The organism is Glaciimonas sp. Gout2, from assembly GCF_035018905.1.
Taxonomy (GTDB): domain Bacteria; phylum Pseudomonadota; class Gammaproteobacteria; order Burkholderiales; family Burkholderiaceae_D; genus Glaciimonas.
The window spans coordinates 369692-396209 of the sequence record NZ_JASJXA010000001.1; the positions used below are offsets into that span (position 1 = coordinate 369692).

A 26518-nucleotide genomic window follows, 5' to 3' on the forward strand; every position below is an offset into this window, starting at 1 on the left:
AGTTTAAAGACTGCCCTTGGTCGATGGAATAGTGCCAGCCGAGCGTGGATCAAGTTCAGTTGCCATGCGTAAGGCACGACCGAAAGCCTTGAACACTGTTTCGCATTGATGGTGTGCGTTATCGCCACGCAGATTATCAATATGCAACGAAACCAACGCATGATTGACGAAGCCTTGGAAAAATTCGTGGGTCAGATCAACATCAAACGATCCAATCATGGCACGTTTGAACGGCACGTGAAACTCCAAGCCCGGACGACCGGAGAAATCAATCACTACGCGCGACAGCGCTTCGTCCAGCGGCACATACGCGTGACCATAGCGTCGAATACCCTTCTTATCGCCTATCGCCTGGGCAAACGCTTGTCCTAACGTAATACCGACATCCTCTACCGTATGATGATTATCAATATGCAAGTCGCCAACCGCCTCGACTTCAATATCAATCAGACCATGACGCACAATTTGATCCAGCATATGGTCGAGAAAAGGTACACCGGTATTCAGCTTTTGCTGACCGGTACCATCAAGATTGATAGCGACGCGAATTTGCGTCTCATTGGTGTTGCGGGTAATCGCTGCAGTACGGGCGGTAGACATGTTCAGATTGGACCAAAGTGACGATAAAAGACCCCTGTTCGGGGCATCAAGAATAGGGAGTTACAAGATACATGTTACAAATACATCTCACAGATACATTACAAGCGTATGCGTTGAATTGGGTCCTTGCGCCAAGCCCTTAAATTAGGTCCTTGAACAGGTGCATCCAGGCCAATTTCCCGATTCGGAGGTTGCGCCCCATTTTACCGGTATTTCAGCCCAAGTTTTCAATGACGACTGATTATCCCGAAACACCGCCTTCGTTAACGCATCCTTAATGAAACGGAGCAATCTCAGACTGGCGCCGGGTCAAATGATTTTTCACCGTCGAGCTGGGCTAAGCGCTGCTCGATCAACGCACAATAGTCGGGATTTAATTCAAATCCCACGAAGTTTCGACCGCAACGTCGGGCTGCAACGGCTGTCGTGCCGCTCCCCATAAACGGATCAAATACGACTCCTCCAGGCGGGCAGGATGCTTTGATCATACGTTCGACGATTTCTAATGGTTTTTGCGTGGGGTGATCTTCGCGTTCACGATGTTCACGATGCAACCGCGATACGCTCCATACGTCCTTCGGGTTATAGCCCAATTCCAGCCATTTTGCCCCAACGAATATGGATCGCGAACGGGCTTTCTTGGTTTCGACATCGTAAGGAATCCGGATCGCATCAAGATCGAAATAATGATCCTTGCCGCGTACAAAAAAACCAATGGTGTCATGTACCGAAGAGTAACGTCGAGTGCCGCCGCCCATGGAAGGCACGCGGCGGTCCCAAATAATCTCATTGAGCATCGTCATGCGCTGCTTCAGCATCACGAATATTTCTGGCGAGTATCGCCACGTAAGAAAAATATAAAGGCTGCCATTTGGCTTCAGCTTCGGTAGCGCCGCATCGATCCATTCTTCAGTCCAGCGCAAATAAGCAGCGGTATCCAGTTTGTCGGAATCATTGCCATAATCCTTGCCCAGACCGTATGGCGGGTCCGCGAGCAACAAATCAACCGAGCCATCCGGGATACGGGCCATGCCTTGTAAGGCATCCTCGCCATAAATTTTGTTTTGCCAGCTCAGCATTTCAACCGCGGCGTAGTCATCTGCACGATCATTTAGCGCTGTCTTTCAGGCGATACTCGGCTGAGCGCGCATGTGCTTGCAAACCTTCGCCATAAGCGAGTTCGGCTGCGATCTTGCCCAGCGTTTGTGCGCCGGCTTCGCTGATATGGATCATGCTTGAGCGCTTTTGAAAGTCGTAGACACCGAGCGGCGATGAAAATCGGGCAGTACGCGAGGTTGGCAACACGTGATTTGGACCCGCACAATAATCGCCCAAAGCCTCGGACGAGAAACGCCCCAGAAACATCGCACCTGCGTGACGAATCTGATCGGCCCATTGTTGCGGATCTGCGGCTGAAATCTCCAGATGCTCAGCTGCGATCAGATTGGCGATCTCACACGCGTGTTCCATGTCACGCACAGTAATCAGCGCGCCGCGATTGGTCAGCGACGTGCGAATGATGTCGTGTCTCGGCATATCCGCCAACAGGCGATTTATGCTGGCTTCGACCTTATCGAGGTAATTTGGGTCAGGACACAACAAAATCGACTGTGCCAACTCATCATGTTCCGCTTGCGAAAACAGGTCCATCGCGATCCAGTCCGGATCGGTCGTTCCATCGCAAATCACTAAAATTTCTGAAGGTCCGGCGATCATATCGATGCCGACGGTTCCAAACACGCGACGTTTGGCAGCCGCGACATAGGCATTTCCCGGTCCGACGATCTTATCGACCGGCGGGATAGTTGCCGTGCCGTAGGCCAATGCACCGACAGCTTGCGCACCACCAATGGTAAAAACCCGATCAACGCCTGCGATTGCAGCAGCGGCGAGCACCAGTTCATTTTTAACACCATCGGGCGTTGGCACGACCATGATGATTTCCTGGACGCCAGCGACCTTGGCGGGAATCGCGTTCATCAGGACCGACGACGGATAGGCGGCCTTGCCGCCCGGCACGTAGATACCGACGCGATCCAGCGGTGTGACTTTTTGACCCAAAACGGTTCCGTCTGCTTCGGTGTAGCTAAAGCCATCTGATCCGCATTCTTGCTTTTGACGTTCGTGATACGCGCGCACGCGGTCTGCAGCGGTTTGCAATGCAACACGACGTTCCGGTGTCAATTGCATCAACGCAGCCTGCAATTCATCCTGACCAATTTCCAACGCTGAGACGGTCTGCGCATCCAATCGATCAAACCGCTTGGTATAGTCTAAAACTGCCGCATCACCACGTACCTTTACATCGGCCAGAATCTGCGCAGCCGACTGGTCAATGGCATCATCTTCAGTCGCGTCAAATGCCAGCAGAGCCGAAAGCTGGGCTTGAAAATCAACATCGTTAGCATTCAGTTTTCTGATTTTTAGGGTCATGATTGTGTTCGCGATAGTTTCTTAAAGTGCTCTGGTTGATGCTTTCTCAATGGCTTCCAAAATTGGCTGAAGCTGCTTGTGCTTCAATTTCAACGCCGCCTGATTGACAACCAGGCGCGAAGAAATGTCCATAATATGCTCGACCTCAACCAGATGATTAGCGCGTAATGTGCTGCCGGTACTAACCAAATCGACAATCGCATCCGCCAAACCGACCAACGGCGCCAACTCCATCGAGCCGTACAATTTAATTAAGTCAACGTGCACACCTTTGGCCGCAAAATGGTCGCGGGCCGTCAATAAATACTTTGTAGCAACCCGCAGACGTGCACCTTGGCGCACCGCTTTTTCATAATCAAAACCCGCAAATACAGCAACCGACATTCGGCATTTAGCAATATTCAGATCGATCGGCTGGTAAAGACCCTCACCGCCGTGCTCAAGCAAAACATCTTTACCGGCCACGCCAAAATCGGCAGCACCGTATTGAACGTAGGTCGGGACATCAGATGCACGAACAATGATAACGTTCACCAATGGATCGTTGGTTGGCAAAATGAGCTTGCGCGACGTTTCCGGGTTCTCCGTCACGACAATGCCAGCCGCCGCCAGCAATGGCAAGGTTTCTTCGAAGATGCGCCCCTTGGACAATGCCAGGGTTAATTTTTGACTCATTTGTTTCTTTCAGTCACATTCAGCCGAATTTCGGCTTGAGAATCGGCTTGAGTATCGGCTTATGAATCGATTTACTTTATGCGTTCAATCTTAGCGCCAACTGCTGACAACTTCCGCTCCATTTGATCGTAACCACGATCCAGATGGTAAATCCGTTCAATCAATGTCTCGCCCTGCGCAACTAAACCAGCGATCACCAACGATGCCGACGCGCGCAAATCAGTTGCCATCACCGGCGCACCAAACAGTTTATCGACACCCTTGACCATGGCAGTATTACCCTGAACGTCAATCGAAGCGCCGAGTCGGCTCATTTCCTGGACGTGCATAAAGCGATTTTCAAAAATCGTTTCAGTCACATGACTAGTCCCGTCCGCAATCAGATTCATTGCCATGAATTGCGCCTGCATGTCGGTCGGAAATCCTGGATATTCAGTAGTGCGGAAGCTAACGGCTTTAGGCCGTGCTGCCATTTGAACGCGAATCCAGTCGTCGCCCGAAGTCAATATAACACCTGCTTCGCGCAACTTGTCGAGCGCCACATCCAGGGTATGACTACGTGTATTTTTCAACAGTACATCACCGCCAGTCGCAGCCACAGCGCACAGGAAAGTACCGGTTTCGATACGATCAGGAATGACCGCATGCGACGCACCGTGCAATCGTTCAACGCCTTGAATCACCAGACGATCCGTACCAATACCTTCGATTTTGGCACCCATCGCGACCAGCAAATGCGCGAGATCGGTCACCTCCGGCTCACGCGCGGCATTGTCGAGTATGGTTTCGCCGTCAGCCAGCGTTGCGGCCATGAGCAAATTTTCAGTACCGGTAACAGTGATCATATCGGTAACAATATGCGCACCTTTTAACTTTTTGGCCCTTGCATGGATATAACCCGCTTCGATGTTGATCTCAGCACCCATCGCTTGCAAGCCCTTGATATGTTGATCAACCGGACGCGAACCAATGGCGCAACCGCCTGGCAGCGAGACTTTCGCCTCACCAAAGCGGGCCAGCATCGGTCCTAATACCAAAATCGATGCGCGCATGGTTTTCACCAACTCATAAGGCGCTTCCAGATTGGTGATGGCATCGCCCTGCAATATCACTGAGTGGCCTTCCTGCTTGGTCTTTAAGCCGATCTGGTTCAATAGCTTTAGCATGGTCGAGACATCATGCAGGTTTGGCACGTTAGCCAACTCCAGCTGATCCGAAGTCAGTAAGCCGGCGCACAAAATCGGCAGCGCGGCATTTTTTGCACCAGAAATAATGATTTCACCAGACAGACGGTTACCGCCTTGAATCAACAATTTATCCATATTTACTCTTCTTAACTTTGATCAGAGGCCAATGCACTCTTTTTTTGAAACTCTTCAGGCGTCATGGTCTTCATCGACAGCGCGTGAATTTCTTCGCGCATGCGGTCACCCAATGCGGCATAAACGATTTGATGACGCTGAATCAGACGCTGTCCGGCGAAGGCTTCCGAAACAATTACCGCCGTAAAATGCTGGCCATCGCCCTCAACTTCCAGGTGCGAGCAAGTAAGGCCGGCCGCAATGTAGCTTTTGACGAGTTCGGGTGTGGGGAACATAATTAGAACCTGATTGATTTAAAACTGCATTAATTTGGTGGTGTCACTGAATTCAGTCAGTAGTGATTGATCTCAGTGAACGGAGTGGCGCAACTGTTTGATGAGTTCGTTCGAGGAACCTCATTAAAAACCAGCTTAATTCAAAACTGCCCTAGTTTAACGGTGTCACTGCGTTAAGTCACTAGTGACTTAACGCAGTGAACGTCATGGCTTAGATTTGTGGCTTAAGGCAGTTGCCCGACGTGATAGCCAAAATTAGTGGCGTAACTTATACCCTTGCTTCAACATCTGGACCGCTATAGTAGCCAGAACCAACAGGAACACCGAAATAATAGCGAGGCTAATAAACGGATTAACGTCGGACTGACCAAAAAATCCATAACGAAATCCGTCAATCATGTAAAAGAAAGGATTGAAATGGGAGACCGCTTGCCAAAATGGCGGCAGCGAATGAATCGAATAAAATACGCCAGCCAAAAATGTTGCCGGCATAATCAGGAAATTTTGGAACGCAGCCAACTGATCGAATTTGTCAGCCCAAATCCCTGCAATTAAACCCATAGTGCCTAAGAATCCTGCACCCAATACCGCAAAAATAACGATCCACCACGGCGCAACAAACGATAAATCAACAAAAAATCCCGTAATCAGCAGGACGCCGCCGCCGACAACGACACCGCGGACAACCGAGGCCAGTACATAAGCGCCGAACAATTCCCAGTGTGACAGCGGCGGTAGTAAGACGAATACCAGGTTACCAGTCATTTTAGATTGCGCCAAAGACGACGACGTATTGGCAAATGCATTTTGCAACACACTCATCATCACTAGACCAGGAACCAGAAACGCGGTGTATTCCACGCCCGGATACACTTGAACATGACCCTTCAAAGCGTGACCAAAAATCAGCAAATACAACATTGCCGTCAGAATCGGCGCGCCAACAGTCTGGGTGGCGACCTTCCAAAACCGCAATACTTCTTTATAAAATAACGTTTGAAAACCAATCATCGGGCACCGCCCATGTTTATTCCGTCCACGCTTTTACCATCCATAATTTGCAAAAACACGTCTTCCAAATCGGCCTGCTGCAAATACATGTCATCAATGACGACGCCAGCGGTCCGTAAGGTCGCCAAAATCGGCTCGACTTCGTTAAACGCGGTAACCCGTAAGGCAAACTTACCCGCTGCTTCATGGCTACCGGCTTGCAATACTAGCGGATGCAAAGCCTCTGGCAATGACACACCTGGGAGCAAATGCACAATCAATTGTGAACCTGATATGCGTTTTAATAAACCAGCAGTTGTATCGAGAGCAACTACTTTGCCCCGTTTCAACATCGCGATGCGATTACACTGTTCTTGCGCCTCTTCCAGGTAATGCGTGGTCAACACCACTGTATGACCGTCGCGATTCAACTGGGAAATAAATTTCCACAAAGTCTGGCGTAATTCAACGTCAACACCTGCTGTCGGCTCATCGAGCACTATCACGGGTGGTTTATGCACAAGTGCTTGCGCCACCAGAACCCGACGCTTCATACCGCCAGATAGCGTGCGCATATTGGCATCGGCTTTACTGGTCAGATCGAGATTTTCCATTACCTCGTCGATCCACTTATCATTATTTTTCAGTCCGAAATAGCCGGATTGCAAACGCAATGTCTCACGTACGGTGAAAAATGGATCAAATACTAATTCTTGCGGTACGACGCCAAGCTTACGACGCGCATTCCGAAAATCACTGATCACGTCGTGACCATGAATGTTGACGGTACCTGTATCAGCCCGATTCAATCCGGCAATAATCGAAATCAGAGTCGTCTTCCCTGCGCCGTTAGGCCCAAGCAACCCAAAGAACTCCCCTTCTTCGATAGTAAGAGAAACATCATCCAATGCTTGCAATGACTGGTAACGTTTTTTGACGTTGGTAATTTGTATGGCCGCCATAGTGGCTCGATTTACTCTTAAAAGGGATAGCGCGCAATGACACTACAATGAAATTGTGATGCGCGGAACCCTCAATTATAGGGGATTTCCCGAAAGGCAACCGGCTATGGGCACAAACCCAATCTGAAAGCGAATAACTAAATACGTTTTTAATCCACAGTTTGCCGCAAATTCGTATTGCACTCAGGCACAAATGAATAGGGAAACAGGGGCAGAATTGAGGAGATAACAGAAGGCAAAAGCAATGCTAAAGATCAGTGATGTGGGGTCACGGGGGAGTCGATCATGATCGGTTGTGTCGCAGGGGACAGCAAATCCGATACACCATATAAATCAATCAGGCTTTCCAGATTGGCAGGCAAGCTGGAGAAGTGGAGCGAAAGCCCTTGATTGAGCGCGGCACATTGCCACGCAAGCAACGTTGCTACTGCGGCAGAATCTACCGCCACCACGTCGCCCAAATCAATTTCGGTCTCGCCGCCAGCGATCGCCCGAAGTCCCGCTTCAAGGGCGAGTTTGGCGTTACTGACAGTAAGAGAATGAGAAGGCCTGAACATGGTGGTCGATCAATAATATTTAACTATGTTTAACTGCTAGATAGTGACTAATTCAAAAACTTACTGACACTTATTAATTTTAAGTTTATTGATACAAATTTATTTAGTTACGCCTGATAAACACATTAAGTGATTATCTCTAATCACTTAATCAGGCAATTTAATTATTTGCTATTTTTAGCGGCGAGGGATTTATTCTTGTCAGTTAACATTTTAATCAGACCATCCATCCCCGAACGGCCGATTTCTGAAGCAAAGGTCCCTTTATAAGACTCAACGAGCCATGCGCCCAATACGTTGACATCATAAATTTTCCAGCCGTCTGCCAGCTTTTCCATGCGGTAATTAAGTTGAATAGGCTCGCCACGGGGTTGAATCACTTGCGAACGAACTTCAACGTCTGTATCTGTAGGACTTCCACGCATTGGCTTGAAGTCAATTTTTTGATCACGGACTTGCGCCAAAGCGCCAGAATAAGTAAAGATCAGCAGACTACGGAACTGTGCGGTTAACTGTTTTTTCTGGTCAGGCGTTGCTTCTCTCCAAAAACGCCCTGCAGCAAGCGACGTCATGCGGTCGAAATCAACGTATGGAATAATTTTTTCTTCGACCAGCGAGAGAATGCGTTGCTGATTGCCACCCTGGATGCTCTTATCGGCTTTAGCAGTATCAATAACCTCGTGACTAATGCGCTGAACCAGCGCATCTGGCGCTTCCTGAGCAAAAGCAGAACCAGCCAATGTCATAGCACCGAGTGTCATGGCTAACGCCAAATATTTTTTTATAGTATTCATATTTTAATAACTTTACGCAATGTTTGTTGATGGGCAGAATGTATTTCACATCCAAACTGTAACGCGAACTGTAACGTTTACTATGACGCCGCATTCCTTAACTTGTTCCGGCGTAAGGATTGCCTAATAAAAATAGTTGTAACCATTTCCTACGCAACCACCGAAAAATCACCGCTATTAGTTGTCTTCTTTATTTGGACCATCGATTTGACTTTGACGGCGCTGCGTATACGCATCACGCACAAATTCATATTTATCAAGGGCCGCATCTTCAAGTAATGTAGAGGCATCAAGTAAGTTAGCACGCTTGTCAACCAAACGTACCACCGATCCGGTATTACGCCAGCGCACTGGATATTTGTAAGTCCAGATATCACCGTAGAAATCTACTGGCAACGCCGCTGCATCACGAATATTGGATGGACCAAACAACGGTAACACCAGATAAGGACCTGAACCGACGCCCCATACGCCTAGCGTTTGACCAAAATCTTTGTTCTTTTTTTGTAAGCCAGCTGCCGAACTGACATCCAGCAAACCGCCCAGACCGAACGTAGTATTGACTGCTACCCGCATCACGGCCGTCGTACCATCCACACCGTTGCCCTGCAAGTAGCCGTTAGCTGCGCTCCATACATCAGCAAGGTTACCAAAAAAGTTATTAACCCCGGTTTGTACAAAAGACGGCAACCAGTTTCTATACGCAGTCGCCACAGGCTTCAAGGCAATTTGATCGAATTTATCGTTCACTGTGAACATCGCCCGATTGAAGCCTTCCAGCGGATCCTGTGGATTGCTGGCGCCACCGGTGGTTGCGCAACCGCTCATGACCGCTACAACAGCTAAAGCACTAACGAGCGTCGTGGTTTTCATTGGGAACTATCCTTTCCGTCCGCTGCCTTGCTATAAATAAGCTGACTGATCAGATTCTCTAGCACGATCGCTGATTGTGTCATTTTGATGTTTTCTCCAGCGACCAGATCTTTGGTATCGCCGCCAGCTTCTATGCCGATATATTGTTCACCCAACAAACCCGCGGTCAGAATTTTGGCCGAGCTGTCTACCGGAAATTTGTAACGCTCATCCATATTTAACGTTACAACAGCTTGAAAGTTTTTGTCGTCAAAATTGATCGCACCCACCCGCCCGACAACAACACCCGCACTCTTCACAGGCGCGCGTGGCTTCAGACCGCCGATGTTATCGAACTTCGATATCACGGGATAACTGGCCTGAAACGATGCGCCACCCAAATTACCGGCTTTAAAAGCCAGAAAAATAAGTGCCAGCGCACCAAACACGACGAATAAGCCGACCCAACCATCCACAGATTTTTGTTGCATATTTATCACCTTAAGAATGCCAGCCGAAGCACTTTGTCTGCCTCGATATACTGCCATAGGTACTAATAAAAAGTATCGAACGACACAATGCGTTACCAAATAACTACATCGATCGTCGCTCTAAGCGGCGTTTTAATTAAACATTAATGCAGTTAACAAGAAGTCCAGTGCCAACACAGTCAGGGACGCTATCACGACGGTTCTTGTTGTTGCACGCGCAACACCTTCTGGAGTTGGCTTGGCCTCATAACCTTGATACAACGCGATAAAAGTCACTGCTACCCCAAACACGGCACTTTTCAGGACCCCGTTAGCGACGTCTTTCCAAACATCGACGCCTGCCTGCATTTGAGACCAGAAAGAACCTTCATCAACACCAATCAAACGTACACCAACAACGTAGCCGCCCAAGATACCGAGCGCGCTAAAGACCGCTGCCAGCAACGGCATTGCAATAATTCCGGCCCAGAAGCGCGGTGCGATCACGCGCTGCAAAGGATCAACCGCCATCATTTCCATCGCGACCAACTGCTCGCCAGCTTTCATCAGCCCGATTTCGGCAGTCAGCGATGTACCAGCGCGCCCGGCAAACAGCAACGCCGTCACTACCGGACCCAACTCACGTACCAGCGACAGGGCGACCAACAAACCCAGCGCCTGTTCGGAGCCATACTTATTGAGCGTGTAGTAACCCTGCAAACCTAATACAAATCCGATAAACAGACCCGACACACCAATGATCAGCATCGAATAATTACCGATGAAATGGATCTGATCGGTAATTAGTCGAGGGCGCTTTAGCAAGCCTCCGGAAGCCCGCAAAATGGCAAAAAATATCCGCGTCGCTCTACCAATGCCAGATACGGTTTCACGCACACTCCTGCCAACTGACTCAAATAGTCTAACGATCACGGACGCGCCTCCAGGCCAAGATCGGCCGCGAACGACTTACCTGGATAATGGAAAGGCACCGGACCATCTGCTTCCGCGTAAACGAATTGCTTCACAAACGGGTCGCTTGAGGCTCGCATTTCATCCGGCGTGCCGTGGGCAACGATCTTCCCTTGCGATAGGAAATAAATATAATCTGCAATAGCGAACGACTCGTCCACATCGTGTGACACCACGATTGAAGTTGAACCTAATGCATCATTGAGCTTACGAATCAGTGACGCGGTCACGCGCATCGAGATAGGATCCAGTCCGGCAAATGGCTCGTCATACATGGTTAAGCATGGATCTAGCGCTACCGCACGGGCCAACGCGACGCGACGCGCCATCCCACCGGATATTTCAGACGGCATAAGTTGTGCTGCATTGCGCAAACCGACAGCCTGTAATTTCATTAACACCAAGTTGTTTAATAATTCATCTGGCAAATCGGTATGCTCACGTATCGGAAAGGCGACATTTTCATATACCGACAAATCGGTAAATAAAGCACCATTCTGAAACAACATACCCATCTTACGTCGCATAGCGTACAAATCTGACTTGTTAAGCGTAGCGACTAATTGATCGTTAACAACGATTTTCCCGCCGTTTGGCTGCAATTGGCCGCCAATCAGTCGCAAAATGGTCGTTTTTCCTGATCCGGAGCCACCCATGATCGCGATAACTTTTCCTCGCGGGAAGTCCATACTAAGGGACGATAAGATCGGCCGATCACCATAGCTAAACTCCACATCTCGGATTTCGACAATATTACCCACTAAGCCCACCGTTTAGATCAAAGGCGACATTGTAGTGCACTTGCAACATTAGAGTTTGATCCGACGACATAAAATGCACCTTAAAGATATAAAAAACAAGTTCTCATAAGAAATAAACAATTCAATCTTAATATAAAGATTGAATTGCGCTGCATAAATCTATCGTAACAAAAGACTGTGGGTATCCACACCAAACATTGCTAATAATACAATTTATATTTATTAATTGGCCGATTTTGCGGCTTCTGTTCTACAAAAATAAAAAAACAGGTCCGCATGCTAGATGCGAACCTGTTTTTGTCAATAAGGCCAAATTCATTTAGTTCTGCTATTGCTCTATATTGTTTACAGCGCAATCGTAGTTAAAGGAAAAAGGTCGTTACAACCTGTTTTACAAAGGCAGTACTGATGCGCCCATCAGGAACTCATCGACTGCACGTGCACACTGACGACCTTCCCGAATTGCCCAGACCACTAATGACTGACCGCGACGCATATCACCCGCCGCGAATACTTTATCGACCGAGGTTTTATACGAACCATCGCCATCGGTCGTTGCTTTGGCATTGCCCCGGGCGTCTTTATCAACCCCAAACGCCTCCAGCACTTGGGCCACAGGAGAGACGAATCCCATCGCCAAAAATACCAGATCCGCCTTCATTTCAAATTCGGAATTCGGTACTTCCTGCATCTTGCCGTCCTTCCATTCGACGCGGGCAGCAATCAGCTTTTCAACCCGACCATTTTTGCCCTCAAGACGCTTAGTCGCAACCGCCCAATCACGGTCACAGCCCTCTTCGTGCGACGAAGATGTACGCAATTTGATTGGCCAATATGGCCATACCATCGGCTTGTTTTCTGTTTCTGGTGGCTCTGGCATCAACTCGAATTGCGACACCGATGTTGCGCCTTGACGGTTAGACGTACCAACGCAATCCGAACCGGTATCACCGCCGCCGATAACAATCACGTTTTTCGCGCCAGCCAGAATTTGATCCTTGACCTTGTCGCCGGCATTGATCTTGTTTTGTTGCGGCAGGAAATCCATCGCGAAATGGACGCCCTTCAATTCCCGACCAGGCACTGGCAAGTCACGTGGCTGCTCGGCACCACCAGCAATCACCACTGCGTCAAATTCTGCCTTCAACTCTTCCGGAGAAACTGTTTTTTTAGACCAATTATTCACATTAGCAGGAAAATCCTTACCGACCAAAACGCCGGTACGGAAAACAACGCCTTCTTCTTCCATCTGTGCGACGCGACGGTCAATATGGCTTTTTTCCATTTTAAAATCAGGAATACCATAACGCAGCAAGCCGCCGATACGATCGCTCTTTTCAAATACAGTCACATCATGTCCGATGCGCGCTAGCTGTTGCGCTGCCGCCAGACCTGCTGGGCCGGAACCAACTACCGCGACTTTCTTACCGGTCTTTACCAGCGCTGGCTGTGCGACAACCCAACCGTTTTCCCAGCCTTTATCGATGATGAAATGTTCAATCGATTTGATCCCGACCGGATCATCGTTAATCCCCAGCGTACACGCGCTCTCGCAAGGCGCAGGACAAATACGACCGGTGAATTCCGGGAAATTATTGGTCGAATGTAGTGTGTCCAGCGCTTCCTGATACGCGCCGCGATACACCAGATCATTCCAGTCAGGAATAATATTATTCACGGGACAACCGTTGTTGCAGAACGGAATACCGCAATCCATGCAGCGTGCGCCTTGTACCTTGGCTTCTTTATCGCCAAGCTGCAAAATAAATTCTTTGTAATGTTTCTTACGTGCCAGCGGTGCCTCGTACGTCTCTGGCATGCGGCTATATTCCATGAAGCCCGTTACTTTACCCATTTTCCACTCACATTCTTAGCTAAGCGATCCACCCTGCATTGATCCACATGGCATCCGGATTTTTGTGATCCGGATCCTTGCTCACTGTTCATTACAAAGGGGTCGCGCAGTAAATCGATATCGTTATATTGGCCTCACACTGCCGGATTCGGAGAATCCAAACAGCCTGAAGCCAACCTCAAAATTAAGCGACGACTTTTTCCTTGGCTAATGGCGCAGCGTCTTTCGCTGCGTTCAACTCACCGAGTGCGCGCTTATATTCTGTCGGGAATACCTTGACGAATTTTGCGCGCGAAGCGACCCAGTTATCCAGCAGATAACGCGCACGCGTGCTGCCGGTGTACTTGAAATGACGCTCGATCAAGCCCTTCAAAATCGCTTCATCAGTTTGCGCTTCATCAGCACGGGTTGTCGCATGCCAGATCGCATGGTCGATGGTCGCTTCCTGCTCGCCTTGACTCAGTACTTTCTCCAACGTGACCATCGACAAGTTGCACTGCGATGCAAACTGCGCATCAGGATCGTAAACATACGCCAGACCACCTGACATACCGGCTGCAAAGTTTCGGCCAGTTTCGCCCAACACCACTACCGTGCCGCCGGTCATGTATTCACAACCATGATCGCCAGTTCCCTCGACCACTGCAATGGCGCCCGAGTTACGTACTGCGAAGCGCTCACCAGCTACGCCGTTCAGGAAAGCTTCACCGGCAGTTGCGCCGTACAGGACGGTGTTGCCGGCAATGATGTTATCCACTGCCCGACCACGGAACTCGGTGTTAGGACGAACGATAATGCGTCCGCCCGACAATCCCTTACCGACGTAATCGTTGCCTTCGCCCACCAGATCAAGTGTAATCCCGTGCGCCAAAAACGCACCGGCAGATTGACCGGCAGTACCTTGCAACTGGATATGAATGGTGTCGTGCGGCAGACCGTCGTTACCATATTTCTTGGCAACTTCACCTGACAACATTGCACCAACGGTTCGGTTCAAATTCTTGATCGGCGAAATAAACGATACGCGCTCACCCTTATCGATCGCGGCTCTGGCTTGTGCAATCAACTTATGATCCAGTGCCTTGTGCAAGCCATGATCTTGCTCTTTGGTGTGGTAATAGACTTCGCCTTCTGGCAGCGCTGGCTGATAGAAGATTCTTGAGAAGTCCAGGCCCTGCGCTTTCCAATGCGAAATCGCTTTCGCTTTATCGAGGAAATCTGAGCGTCCGATCAAATCGTTGAAATTGCGAATACCAAGTTGTGCCATGATCTGACGCACTTCTTCGGCAATAAAGAAGAAGAAGTTAACCACGTGTTCCGGCTTGCCGGAGAACTTGGCACGCAATACAGGATCTTGTGTCGCCACACCAACCGGACATGTATTCAAGTGGCATTTGCGCATCATGATGCAGCCTTCAACGACCAGCGGTGCAGTCGCAAAACCGAACTCATCCGCGCCTAACAGAGCACCGATAACAACGTCACGGCCGGTCTTCATCTGACCGTCAGCCTGCACCCGAATACGGCTACGCAAACCATTCAACACGAGTGTCTGCTGGGTTTCTGCAAGACCTAATTCCCACGGTGAACCGGCATGTTTGACGGATGACAATGGCGACGCGCCCGTGCCACCATCGTGACCCGCGATCACAACGTGATCAGACTTCGCTTTAGCGACACCGGCGGCGATCGTACCAACGCCAACTTCCGACACCAGCTTGACCGAAATCGACGCTTTTGGATTGACGTTTTTGAGATCGTGAATCAGCTGCGCCAAATCTTCGATCGAATAAATATCATGATGCGGCGGCGGTGAAATCAATCCCACACCCGGCACGGAGAAACGCAATCGCGCAATGTATTCAGACACTTTATGACCCGGTAGCTGACCGCCTTCGCCCGGCTTCGCGCCTTGTGCCATCTTGATCTGAATCTGGTCGGCAGAAGTCAGGTATTCGGCGGTGACGCCGAATCGTCCAGAGGCGACTTGCTTGATTTTTGAGCGTAGCGAATCACCGGCAAGTAATGGTGTATCGACCTCAATATTCTCAGGACCAATCACCGATGCCAGCGTGTCACCCTTCTTGATCGGAATGCCCTTCAACTCCTGACGATAACGATTCACGTCTTCGCCGCCTTCGCCGGTATTCGACTTGCCGCCGATACGGTTCATGGCAACTGCCAACGTGGCATGCGCTTCTGTCGAGATCGAACCCAGAGACATCGCACCGGTCGCAAAGCGCTTGACGATTTCTTTTGCCGACTCGACTTCATCCAGCGCAATAGCCTTGCTTGGATCGAGCTTGAACTCAAACAAACCACGTAGCGTCATATGACGCTTGGTTTGGTCGTTGATCAACTGCGCGTATTCTTTGTAGCTGTTGAAATTATTAGAACGGGTCGAGTGCTGTAATTTAGCAATCGCGTCCGGTGTCCACATATGCTCTTCACCGCGAATACGATACGCATATTCGCCGCCGGCATCAAGCGCATTAGCCAGCACCGGATCATTGCTAAACGCAGCACGGTGCAGACGCAGCGCTTCTTCAGCAACTTCAAATACGCCGATACCTTCAACGTTCGATGAGGTGCCTTTGAAGTACTTGTCGGTCATGTTTTTGTTGAGGCCGATAGCTTCAAAAATCTGTGCGCCACAATACGACATATACGTCGAAATACCCATCTTCGACATGACTTTTAACAAGCCTTTACCGATGGCTTTTTGAAAGTTATAGATCGCTTTTTCTGGCGACAACGCGCCTGGCAAACCGTGCGCCATTTCACTCAGCGTATCCATCGCCAGGTACGGATGAATTGCTTCCGCGCCGTAACCGGCCAACAATGCAAAGTGGTGCGTCTCACGTGCTGAACCAGTTTCAACCACCAGACCTGTCGAAGTGCGCAAACCCTTGGTAACCAGATGTTGATGAATTGCAGAAGTTGCCAGCAAGGCCGGAATGGCGACTTGTTCAGCGTCGACCTTACGATCAGAAATAATCAGAATGTTGTGACCTGATTTAACCGCATCAACGGCTTTAGCACACAACGAGGCCAGACGTGCTTCGATGCCTTCTTTACCCCAAGCGACGGGATAGCAAATGTTCAGCTCATGCGACTTAAACTTGCCACCGGTATGGGCACTGATATTGCGCAACTTGGCAATATCCGCGTAGTCCAGAATCGGTTGCGATACTTCAAGGCGCATCGGTGGATTGATGTTGTTGGTATCAAGTACGTTTGGCTTCGGTCCGATAAAAGACACCAGCGACATCACCATCGCCTCACGAATCGGATCGATCGGCGGATTGGTTACTTGCGCAAACAATTGCTTGAAATAGTTATACAGCGTCTTGTTCTTATTGGACATGACAGCCAGCGGCGAATCATTGCCCATCGAACCAATCGCCTCTTCCGCATTAGCGGCCATTGGCGACATCAGGAACTTCAAATCTTCCTGCGTGTAACCAAACAATTGCTGACGATCCAGAAGTGGAATTGTCGAGCCGGATTGCGCTGGCTCTTCCTTCAACGCGTCGAGCTTAATACGCACCGACTCAATCCATTGCTTGTATGGCTTGGCATTGGCGTACATGTCCTTGAGTTCTTTGTCGTCGATGATGCGACCGGCATCAAGGTCGATCAAAAACATTTTACCGGGTTGCAAACGCCATTTTTGAATGATCTTTGATTCAGGAATCGGCAAGACGCCGGATTCGGATGCCATCACGACCAGATCATCGTCAGTGACGATATAGCGCGCCGGACGCAAACCGTTGCGATCCAGTGTTCCACCGATATGACGACCATCCGTAAACGCCATCGCGGCAGGGCCGTCCCACGGCTCCATCATGGCAGCGTGATACTCATAAAATGCACGTCGATTGTCATCCATCGTGGTGTGATTTTCCCACGCCTCGGGAATCATCATCATCATCGCTTGCGCAATCGGATATCCCGCCATCAACAACAACTCAAGCGCGTTATCGAAGCATGCAGTGTCGGATTGGCCTTCATAAATCAGTGGAAACAACTTCTGCAGATCGTCGCCCAACACAGCCGATTTCATCACACCTTCGCGCGCACGCATCCAGTTAAAGTTACCTTTAACGGTGTTGATTTCGCCGTTATGGGCGATCAGGCGGTAAGGATGGGCCAGTGGCCATTCAGGGAACGTATTGGTCGAAAACCGTTGGTGGACCAGCGCTAACGCTGAAATACAGCGCGGATCTTGCAAGTCCTTGTAATACACGCCAACCTGGGTCGCTAACAAAAGACCTTTATAGACGACGGTACGGGCTGACATCGACGGCACGAAAAATTCTTTGCCGTGCAACAGGTCCAACGCTTGAATCGCGTGACCGGAAGATTTGCGAATGACATATAGTTTGCGCTCAAGCGCGTCAGTGACCATGATGTCAGGACCGCGACCAATGAAAATTTGGCGGATGACTGGTTCTTTTTCACGCACAGTCGGCGACATTGGCATATCGACATCAACTGGCACATCACGCCAACCCAGGACGACTTGACCTTCAAGCAACACGGCGCGTTCGATTTCTTGCTCACAAGCGATGCGCGATGCGTTCTCTTTCGGCAAGAAAACCATGCCGACGCCAAATTCGCCCGGTGGCGGCAACGTCACACCTTGCTTCGCCATTTCTTCACGATAGTATTGGTCTGGCACCTGAATCAGGATACCGGCACCGTCACCCATCAATTCATCCGCGCCAACCGCACCCCGATGATCCAGATTCTTCAGGATGAGCAAACCTTGCTCAACGATAGAGTGGCTTTTGTTGCCTTTAATGTGCGCGATGAAACCGACACCACAAGCGTCATGTTCATTTTTCGGGTCGTATAAACCTTGTGCGGGCACAGCATGTGACGTTTGCCCCAATTGACTCTTTTGCATTCCGTGCTCCACCACTCTATCAGTAAGGTTATAAGAATAGAACAGAGTCGGACAGACTACAACTAGAATAATTAGGGTCAGAGTAGCATTAAGCAAGCTTAATTTTTTGAAATATTAAATTAGGGACAGAGTGAATATAAACACAGATTAATTAGCCGCGACGTAGAGGCCATAACGGACATCCTCGGAGGCGCGTATTAGTGCCAATCATTGTATTTTTAATGGTTCAATCCGCAGCAGTAGTGGCCACTATTTTGAAGGGGCGCCCTCGCCTCGCCGGACGCACCCGCTGGTTGTATTGTTGCTCCAAGCGAAACTTGAATGCTTCCGATCCAAGTACCCAACCTTTTCCGACCGCCTTAATTAATCCATCATCCCAAGGAAGAGTAAGTACTTGCTCAGCAAGTTCTTTATAGGTAGCTTCCCGGTCAAAAGGGGTATTCCCCAGCGCCCAGTAAAGGGGATGATCGGAAATTAGCGGATCGGATTTAACACCGACATGATGCAAATAACTCGACCAGGCAAACTGCCCCAACACCACTTCCAAACCGTCGTGAGCCGGATAACAATCAATTGCCAGACTGCATTTCATCAAATATTGCTCGGGATCGATGACTGCCGCCTTGTAACGCCCTTGCCAGAGCGTACCAACCCGTGCATATCGTTGGTTAAAGTACGGTACATAGTAGCGCCCTACCCACTGCATCATGCGCGCTAATCCTTCTGCGTCGGATGGAGTTGCCAGTAGTTGGATTTGGTTTCCCATCAAAAGGTAAGCGTGAATCCCCACCTTAAACTGTCGCGCAGCAGTCTTCAGCCAGTTATAAAAGGCAAGATAGTCTTGATTATCGCGAAAAATGGTTTGCTGATCGATGCCACGCTGAATCAGATAATGTGGCTGATGAGGAGCTACTAAACGGGCAAGGCGAGCCATAACGAGCAACACTTCAGTTGTAGATACATCATTTTATCTGGATAACTGACTCTGACCCTGATTAATTACGATCTGATTTCTGCCCAATTAACCGATCGGGATCATGGTTCAACCAGATCCGGATTGCGCTGTCAGGCAGACGTGTATGCATGTTTATCTGCCAGCAATATCGCACTACCGCAGCAACATTACTTAATCGGGTCTTCAGCAAGCAAGCGACCGAAGCCGCCATTATCAATAAGAATTTGCAACTCACTGGCTCCGCCAATCAACGTGCCGCGCACGAACACCATCGGCAAAGTACTCCATCCGCTCCACATTTTGAGAGCACTGCGCCGACGCCAGCCCTTTAGATAACTGCCATATTCAAGATACATGTAAGGCGTGCCGAGCGCGTCCAGCGCCTTGCGTGCTTTCTTTGGAAAAGGATTCTGCGCCATGCCAACAACGACCACCGGATGCGCCGCAATTGCCGTCTGTACCTCCTGCACGATATCAACATTTTCCTGCGATATTTTGCTCCGAATAGCGGGGTGAATGTGTAATTCATCAAGAATACTGCGGCCCATTTGGCACTCCTTAGCGAATAGCGATGATGTTGGAAGCCCACAGATTCTGGGAGTTTAGACGGGAAAATGTATTTGACGCGGCATCCATTTGACTAAATACCAACCATTGCGCTGACATAAACTACCACAGCGCTAACTACGGAATCAATTTCATGCCTTCAATTTGGTATAAAGGGTTTCCACCTTCTCGCGTGCCCAAGGTGTTTTTCTGAGAAATGTCAGGCTGGATTTAATACTTGGATCGCTCTGAAAACAACGTATATCAATGAGTTGGCCCAACTTTTCCCAACCGTAATGATCGACCAAGGCGATCAAAATGTTTTCGAGGGTGATGCCGTGCAGCGGGTTTTGTGGATTTTCTTGGGACATAGTCGCTTCTGGTAAACTGTGGAAATGGCAAATTGTGGCATGGTCAACGGCAGGGAGCGGCGTGGGTTCATGCTTTGTTTTAAGGTGTGGCAGCAAGGTTCGCTCTGCAACATATCGTTCTACAGCCAATTCTTCCAGCAGTCGAACTTATCCTTTAACGATGACCGACTTAAGGGGAGCATCTCAATAGATATGAAGCCCTCGTCCGGCCCCAACCTGCTTTTAGCTGCTTTGTTACCCAAGTTGTTACCAGCGTTGTTACCTTCATTCTTACTTTATTTATTATTCAATTTTAAGAATGCGTTTGTCAATGTATATGCAGCATCCTCATATCCAACGCACTTTTCAGGACTATTACCATGCCTCACGTGAGCATTAAAATGACTCAGGACGGAACCACCAAACAAAAAACTGCACGCATTACCGGAGCATCCCAATTGTTAGCCAATGGACTGCGCAAACATTCACTCACTCGCGTGATCGTTGACGATAAAGTCGGCAACAACAATTGGGTAATCGGCAGAGAAAGCCTTACCATACAGCGGAGGGAGGGCAAATAATGCCCGCCGTCCTGTCAACAGAAGAAATGTCGTCAGCAGTCATGCGCAAGGAAGCATTGTGGGTTGCGCTCTCTGGAGCACTAACGCTGGCTGTCGCCATGGGAATCGGGCGCTTTGCCTTCACACCGCTGCTACCCATCATGCTGCACGATGGCGTGATCAATCTCACCACGGGCGGATGGCTGGCGACCGCCAACTATATCGGCTATTTTATTGGCGCAATGCTATGCGTCATATTGCGCGGCAGTCCAACCCATTTTATTCGCTTCGGATTGATCGCCACCGTATTACTGACGCTTGGCATGGGGTTGTCGAACGCCCCCGATCTGCGGTTGCTCATCTTGTTGCGCACGCTATCCGGCATCACCAGTTCACTCGTATTTGTATTTGCATCCGGCTGGTGTTTACAGCGCTTGACCCAACTCGGCGCTCCAGCTTTAGGCGGCATTATTTACTGCGGCCCTGGCATCGGCATTTTAGTGACTGGTTTGCCGGCCAGCACAATGGTCGCGCACGATTGGTCGGCGGCGCAGGGATGGCTACTTTTTAGTGCGTTAGCGCTCGTCCTCAGTGCAAGCGTGTGGCGCACTTTTTCTAAGTCTGCCGATACGCCAGCACCATTTGCCGAAAGCATTCATGCATCGGAACCACTTCAGGTCAGACGCCAGGCCACCGAATTGGTACTGATCTATGGAGTGGGTGGATTTGGCTACATCATCACAGCCACTTTCCTGCCAGTCATAGCGCGGCAGGCTTTGCCCCACTCGCATTGGCCCGATTTACTCTGGCCTCTGTTCGGCATCGGTGTTGCGATAGGTGCGCTGCTCGGTACCCGCATACCGATGCGCTACGACAACCGCCTGTTACTCGCGATTTGTTATGTGCTGCAAGCGATTGGAGTGATGATGGGAACTGCGTTGCCGACGGTATCAGGCTTTGCAATTGGTTGTCTGTTACTCGGCCTGCCATTCACCGCCATCACACTTTTCGCGATGCGCGAAGCACGGCGCTTGTATGGCGATCATGCGCGTAGCCTGATGGGTTGGTTGACAGCCGTTTACGGCTTGGGCCAAATTATTGGACCTCCGCTAGCCACTTATCTGGTAAAACGTACTGGGTCGTTCACAGCATCGCTCAGTGTTGCTGCCCTAGCGTTGCTAGCTGGCGCATGCTTGTTTGGAATGATGGTCTACAAGACGAAAAAAGCGCAAACCTGATAATAAAAATCCTGGCAGAATATTTTGCCAGGATTTTTTTACTCAACCATCAAGCGTATTGCTAATGCCATTAGCGCTATCAGTTATCGCTATTGTTGAGCGTCGGTTTTAATCGCCACAAAACGCTGTGTGATTTTTCCGTCGCGTTCGATCTCTTCAAAAAAAACGCTGCGGGGCCGCGTCCAGATTGCGCCATTCGCCGCGCGATAGACGATCATCGTCACCGTCGGATCAGACTCCAGCGTGGCTTCGCAAATGAAGTCATAAATGCCACCTTTAAAATGCCGATACTGCATTAGTATCCTTTCCAAATTTTTTAAAAAATATCAACGGAATGCAGGCTCGCTAAAACTACGTAGCTTGCGACTATGTAATTGCTCGACGCCTTGATTACGCAATAATTCCAACGCCTTGATCCCTATTTTCAAATGTTGATTAACCCGTTGTTCATAAAAGCGATTTGCCATTCCAGGCAATTTTATTTCACCATGCAACGGCTTATCGGAGACGCATAGTAACGTGCCATACGGTACTCGAAAGCGGAAGCCATTTGCGGCAACAGTGGCGCTTTCCATATCCAGCGCGATGCTCCGACTTTGGTTAAAACGTAACAACGGCACTCTGTGATCGCGCAGTTCCCAGTTGCGATCATCGACCGACGCCACGGTGCCGGTACGCATGATGCGCTTGAGTTCGTACCCTTCCAACTGCGTGATATGTGCCACTGCATCCTGCAACGCCAACTGAACCTCGGCCAATGCCGGGATCGGCACCCAAAGTGGCAAGTCATCATCCAGGACATGATCATCCCGCACATACGCATGCGCCAATACATAATCGCCCATGCGTTGTGATGCCGCCAAGCCCGCGCAATGTCCGAGCATAATCCAGCCATGCGGTCGCAACACTGCGACGTGATCGGTAATCGTCTTGGCGTTGGATGGTCCAACGCCAATATTAATCAGCGTAATACCTGTACCGTCGCCACGTTGCAGGTGATAGGCTGGCATTTGGGGCTGACGCGCAGGTGCGATCCCCGTGATGGTGCGATCCGCAGGCAAGTCATCCAGATTAGCGTTCCAGGTTGTCAGATCGCCGGGCTCGACAAACGCGGTGTATTGCTGACGATAGGCGCGCTGCTCAGGATCGTCGGTCGCTTGCATCAATTCGCGTCCCATGCGGATAAATTCATCAACATAAAACGCATAGTTAGTAAACAACACATAACGTTGAAAACGATCCGGCGAGGTCGCTGTGTAATGCTTCAGACGATGTAGCGAATAGTCGATGCGTGGCCCGGTAAATAACGCAAGCGGATGTGGCTCGCCCGGTAGCGGTTGATAGGTGCCATTAACAATCCGATCATCCATTGACGCCAGATCAGGCAAATCGAATACGTCTGGAAGATGGCGCAAATGTTCCGGGTCCAGATTACCCTCGACGTGAATGCCTTCAGAAAAAGCAAAATGGACGGGAATCGGTAATTCACTGACGCCAATTTCCAGCGGCACGTCGTGATTGTCGCGCAACAATTTGAACTGACTAACCAGATAATTGGTATATAACGAAGGCCGCGTCAACGTGGTCTGATAAACGCCTGGGCCGGCAACAAATCCAAACGATTGACGGGTATCCGCGCGCGTATTGATTTCGGTCGTAATACGCACAAATGGATAACAGGCACGCACCCGCCCCGGTAAAACTTCGCCGCTGGAAAACCGCTTAAAAGCATCCCGCAACAACGCGGTGTTATGTTCGTAGATGGCGCAAACACGCTCAACGGCGGCTTGTGGGTCTGTAAATTTTTCAGTTTTGAACATTGCTTCTCCCTAGATACCTGCATACCCAAATTTCTGAATACTCGAACAGGTCAAATGATAAAAAATCACATTAAAAACTTTGCCTGCACAGCGGCCTGACCGAACGGAGCAATTTCAATCGGTCTGTTTTGATTCTACTGGGATTGCCGATATTCTGACAGCGCCATATCATTAAACGCACATAAATTGTCGAGAATAGTCCTAGGACTAATCCAGACACGATTGCCAAGCGATCAAACGACCAAAGCAGCAGCGCGCGCCGCTTTCCACATCATCGTCTCAATTGCGACAATATGATGACATCCGTCTAAACGCTCACGTCGCTGAAAGCGCCCAATCAGCCGCCGCGCGCGCGTGGATACTAGCAGTATCAAACAGTGGCACCTCTGAATCCTGTGGCCCGACCAGAAGCGCTATCTCGGTACAGCCAAGAATAATTGCTTGCGCGCCCTGCGTCACCAGTTTGGCCATCACTTTGCGATACTCAGCCCGGGAATCAGCAACAATTTTCCCAAGGCAGAGTTCTTCATAAATGATTCGGTGAACCGTTTCCCTGTCCTCGAACGTTGGGATCAGCACTTTAAGCCCATGCTGTGTACACAGTCGGTCGCGATAAAAATCCTGTTCCATCGTGAAGCGGGTACCAAGCAGACCGACCGTCGTAATCCCCGCTTGTTTGATTTGATGAGCGGTTGGATCCGCAATGTGAAACAAAGGAATGCGCACGGCTACCTCGATGGCAGGGCTTATCTTGTGCATGGTGTTTGTACAAAGAACTAAAAAGTCGGCACCAGCCAATTCAAGCGAGCGTGCGGCGCCAGCAAGCAACGCTCCTGCTGCGTCCCAATTTTCCACGTGCTGCAACTGTTCGATATCGTGAAAATCGACGCTATACAAGATGATCTTTGCAGAATGCAAGCCACCCAGACGCTCTTTAATCGCCTCGTTGATCTGACGATAATACGGCACAGTCGATTCCCAACTCATGCCGCCGATTAAGCCAATGATTTTCAATCGAAACCCCTTAAAGTGGAAACAGTCAGCGCTTATTGGAGGTGCGTCCTCGTTGATTGTGGCGCATACACTGTTTTAAAAACATAACAGGCTTAAATGCAAACCGACATAGGCTTGTTTGACTTAATACCTAGCAGTTAAGTTACTGCATAAAATCGTACTTGCCGCCTGTTTTGATCGCACGCAAATAAGCAGGCCGCGCATGAATCCGCTGCAAATAGGCCATCAGGCGTGGGCGCGTCTTATCTAAACCGGCACGCATATTCGCCGCCTCTAGCGGAAAACTCATTTGTATATCAGCTGCACTAAAATCCTCTCCAGCAAACCAGGTGCTTTTTCCCAGTTCGGCTTCCATGAAATTTAAATGCGTGACGAGTTGCGGATCAATGAAACTTTTTTGTACGCCGCCCGAAATCAGTCTGGCAAAAGGCCTCAAAAACGCCGGCATTGGCGGCTTCGGCAGGCGTTCGAAAATCAATTTCATCAGCAATGGCGGCATCGCAGAACCTTCTGCATAATGCATCCAATAGGTATAGCGTTGCGCATCTTTGCTCCCAATCGGCGGTTTCAGACGATCACCGCCATATTGCTGAATCAGGTATTCGATGATTGCGCCCGATTCTGCGACTGTATTATCGCCATCAGTAATCACCGGCGATTTCCCAAGCGGATGAATGGCGCGCAAAGATGGCGGCGCCAACATGGTTTTTGGATCACGCTGATAGCGTTTTACTTCATATTCCAGGCCGAGTTCTTCTAGCAGCCAAAGTACCCGCTGCGAGCGCGAATTATTCAAATGGTGCACAGTAATCATGGTTGAAGTTCCTGCGAAGTGTGGGCAATCGTTAGCTAGCGAAATCAATACGTTGTCCGATTATGCCATTGGAACACCGCTTTACAATAGCGCCACAGATGCGACCAGAATACAAAACATCCTTCACTGATCGCGTGGTGGTTCTATAATTAAAAGTAAGGACCAGCGCCGCCGCCGATCCCCGCGCTTGCAAATAAAGTCAACGCAAGAAAATATAAAAATTAAGGGAGAACACCATGCTGATCGACGTCGAAAAATCAACTTTATTGTTAGTGGATTTCCAGTCACGCCTGATGCCTGCGATTCATCAGGGTGAAACGGTCACAGCGCAAGCGGTGCGTCTGGGCCGCATCGCGCAATTGGTCAACGTGCCCATCATTGGAACGGAACAGAGCCCAACCAAACTTGGCGGGAATGAAGATGCTATTAAGCAACTGTGCCAGACGACTGTCAGCAAAATCCATTTCAATGCCTGCGCAGACGGATTGCTAGGTATCCTGCCGCGCCCGCGGCGACAAATTATCATAGCGGGTTGCGAAGCGCATATTTGCATGCTGCAAACGGCACTCGGCCTGCTGGCGCACGGTTTTGTGGTACGGGTTGTGGTTGATGCCGTCGGATCGCGCCGGGAAAGCGACCGCGACGCCGCACTGGCGCGGTTACAGCAAGCCGGGGCGCAACTCGTTACGGTCGAAATGGTGGCTTACGAATGGGTACGCGATAGTGAACACCCGGCTTTTCGTCAACTATTGCCGTTGATCAAGTAGCCCGCCACTGGTAGGTTGGTGCTG

26 protein-coding genes are annotated in these 26518 nt (G+C 49.7%); 3 read left to right on the top strand and 23 right to left on the bottom strand.

The window, feature by feature from the left end:
- Nucleotides 1-3: 3 nt before the first annotated feature.
- The 19 genes from hisB to QN379_RS01810 all read right to left on the bottom strand — a co-directional run bounded on the left by hisB (nt 4) and on the right by QN379_RS01810 (nt 20302).
- Complete coding sequence (gene hisB, locus QN379_RS01720; protein WP_322235528.1) at nt 4-600, bottom strand: imidazoleglycerol-phosphate dehydratase HisB; 597 nt, start codon at nt 598-600, stop codon at nt 4-6.
- 293 nt (nt 601-893) lie between these two features.
- Nucleotides 894-1679: a site-specific DNA-methyltransferase gene (locus QN379_RS01725; protein ID WP_322235526.1), complete on the bottom strand. Its 786-nt coding sequence runs from the start codon at nt 1677-1679 to the stop codon at nt 894-896.
- 28 nt (nt 1680-1707) lie between these two features.
- Nucleotides 1708-3033: a histidinol dehydrogenase gene (hisD, locus tag QN379_RS01730; RefSeq protein ID WP_322235524.1), complete on the bottom strand. Its 1326-nt coding sequence runs from the start codon at nt 3031-3033 to the stop codon at nt 1708-1710.
- Nucleotides 3034-3054: 21 nt separating this feature from the next.
- Entirely contained in the window at nt 3055-3708 is a 654-nt protein-coding gene (gene hisG, locus QN379_RS01735; protein WP_322235521.1) for an ATP phosphoribosyltransferase, read from the bottom strand.
- A 71-nt stretch (nt 3709-3779) separates the two neighbouring features.
- Nucleotides 3780-5030 carry a UDP-N-acetylglucosamine 1-carboxyvinyltransferase gene (gene murA, locus QN379_RS01740; RefSeq protein WP_322235518.1) on the bottom strand — a complete coding sequence of 417 codons (1251 nt, stop codon included), beginning with the start codon at nt 5028-5030 and terminating at the stop codon, nt 3780-3782.
- 11 nt (nt 5031-5041) lie between these two features.
- Nucleotides 5042-5305, bottom strand: a complete 264-nt coding sequence (locus QN379_RS01745) for a BolA family protein (RefSeq protein ID WP_322235516.1) — start codon at nt 5303-5305, stop codon at nt 5042-5044.
- Between the two features lie 255 nt (nt 5306-5560).
- A complete protein-coding gene (locus QN379_RS01750; RefSeq protein ID WP_322235513.1) occupies nt 5561-6316 on the bottom strand; it encodes an ABC transporter permease in 756 nt (251 codons plus the stop codon).
- Nucleotides 6313-7257, bottom strand: coding sequence for an ABC transporter ATP-binding protein (locus QN379_RS01755; RefSeq protein WP_322235511.1), 945 nt, complete (start codon nt 7255-7257; stop codon nt 6313-6315). The genes QN379_RS01750 and QN379_RS01755 overlap by 4 nt, the downstream gene beginning before the upstream one ends.
- Nucleotides 7258-7511: 254 nt before the next feature.
- On the bottom strand, nt 7512-7814 hold the full coding sequence (locus QN379_RS01760) for an STAS domain-containing protein (protein WP_323505831.1): 303 nt from the start codon (nt 7812-7814) through the stop codon (nt 7512-7514).
- Between the two features lie 164 nt (nt 7815-7978).
- Entirely contained in the window at nt 7979-8608 is a 630-nt protein-coding gene (locus QN379_RS01765; RefSeq protein WP_322235507.1) for an ABC transporter substrate-binding protein, read from the bottom strand.
- A gap of 177 nt (nt 8609-8785) precedes the next feature.
- Entirely contained in the window at nt 8786-9481 is a 696-nt protein-coding gene (locus QN379_RS01770; RefSeq protein WP_322235505.1) for a VacJ family lipoprotein, read from the bottom strand.
- Nucleotides 9478-9951, bottom strand: coding sequence for an outer membrane lipid asymmetry maintenance protein MlaD (mlaD, locus tag QN379_RS01775; protein WP_322235503.1), 474 nt, complete (start codon nt 9949-9951; stop codon nt 9478-9480). The genes QN379_RS01770 and mlaD overlap by 4 nt, the downstream gene beginning before the upstream one ends.
- Nucleotides 9952-10083: 132 nt before the next feature.
- Entirely contained in the window at nt 10084-10860 is a 777-nt protein-coding gene (gene mlaE, locus QN379_RS01780) for a lipid asymmetry maintenance ABC transporter permease subunit MlaE (RefSeq protein ID WP_416186861.1), read from the bottom strand.
- Nucleotides 10860-11663 (bottom strand): ABC transporter ATP-binding protein, encoded by an 804-nt coding sequence (locus QN379_RS01785; RefSeq protein WP_322235499.1) that lies wholly within the window; start codon nt 11661-11663, stop codon nt 10860-10862. Before QN379_RS01785 ends, mlaE begins: the two co-directional genes overlap by 1 nt.
- A 391-nt stretch (nt 11664-12054) precedes the next feature.
- The gene (locus QN379_RS01790) at nt 12055-13518 is read right to left on the bottom strand and encodes a glutamate synthase subunit beta (protein ID WP_322235497.1); all 1464 of its coding nucleotides are present in this window, start codon (nt 13516-13518) and stop codon (nt 12055-12057) included.
- Nucleotides 13519-13702: 184 nt separating this feature from the next.
- Complete coding sequence (locus QN379_RS01795) at nt 13703-18394, bottom strand: glutamate synthase-related protein (RefSeq protein ID WP_323505900.1); 4692 nt, start codon at nt 18392-18394, stop codon at nt 13703-13705.
- Nucleotides 18395-18656: 262 nt separating this feature from the next.
- Nucleotides 18657-19364, bottom strand: coding sequence for a transposase (locus QN379_RS01800; RefSeq protein WP_322235495.1), 708 nt, complete (start codon nt 19362-19364; stop codon nt 18657-18659).
- Nucleotides 19365-19552: 188 nt separating this feature from the next.
- The gene (locus QN379_RS01805; protein WP_322235493.1) at nt 19553-19933 is read right to left on the bottom strand and encodes a glutaredoxin; all 381 of its coding nucleotides are present in this window, start codon (nt 19931-19933) and stop codon (nt 19553-19555) included.
- Between the two features lie 150 nt (nt 19934-20083).
- Nucleotides 20084-20302, bottom strand: a complete 219-nt coding sequence (locus tag QN379_RS01810) for a VF530 family protein (protein WP_322235491.1) — start codon at nt 20300-20302, stop codon at nt 20084-20086.
- A gap of 359 nt (nt 20303-20661) precedes the next feature.
- Here QN379_RS01810 and QN379_RS01815 point away from each other — a divergent pair, with 359 nt between their 5' ends.
- Both QN379_RS01815 and QN379_RS01820 read left to right on the top strand, forming a co-directional pair.
- Entirely contained in the window at nt 20662-20862 is a 201-nt protein-coding gene (locus tag QN379_RS01815; RefSeq protein ID WP_322235489.1) for a hypothetical protein, read from the top strand.
- Nucleotides 20862-22079, top strand: coding sequence for a YbfB/YjiJ family MFS transporter (locus tag QN379_RS01820; RefSeq protein WP_322235487.1), 1218 nt, complete (start codon nt 20862-20864; stop codon nt 22077-22079). Before QN379_RS01815 ends, QN379_RS01820 begins: the two co-directional genes overlap by 1 nt.
- Nucleotides 22080-22168: 89 nt before the next feature.
- On the opposite strand, the gene QN379_RS01825 is transcribed toward QN379_RS01820, so the two are convergent.
- The 4 genes from QN379_RS01825 to QN379_RS01840 form a co-directional block, all read right to left on the bottom strand.
- Nucleotides 22169-22375 carry a DUF1653 domain-containing protein gene (locus tag QN379_RS01825; RefSeq protein ID WP_322235485.1) on the bottom strand — a complete coding sequence of 69 codons (207 nt, stop codon included), beginning with the start codon at nt 22373-22375 and terminating at the stop codon, nt 22169-22171.
- A gap of 30 nt (nt 22376-22405) precedes the next feature.
- Complete coding sequence (locus QN379_RS01830) at nt 22406-23899, bottom strand: AMP nucleosidase (protein ID WP_322235483.1); 1494 nt, start codon at nt 23897-23899, stop codon at nt 22406-22408.
- Between the two features lie 315 nt (nt 23900-24214).
- Nucleotides 24215-24913: an aspartate/glutamate racemase family protein gene (locus QN379_RS01835; protein ID WP_323505832.1), complete on the bottom strand. Its 699-nt coding sequence runs from the start codon at nt 24911-24913 to the stop codon at nt 24215-24217.
- Nucleotides 24914-25055: 142 nt separating this feature from the next.
- Nucleotides 25056-25727: a glutathione S-transferase gene (locus QN379_RS01840; protein ID WP_322235479.1), complete on the bottom strand. Its 672-nt coding sequence runs from the start codon at nt 25725-25727 to the stop codon at nt 25056-25058.
- Between the two features lie 236 nt (nt 25728-25963).
- On the opposite strand from QN379_RS01840, the gene QN379_RS01845 reads away from it, so the two are divergent.
- Complete coding sequence (locus tag QN379_RS01845; protein ID WP_323505833.1) at nt 25964-26494, top strand: isochorismatase family protein; 531 nt, start codon at nt 25964-25966, stop codon at nt 26492-26494.
- Nucleotides 26495-26518 lie beyond the last annotated feature (24 nt).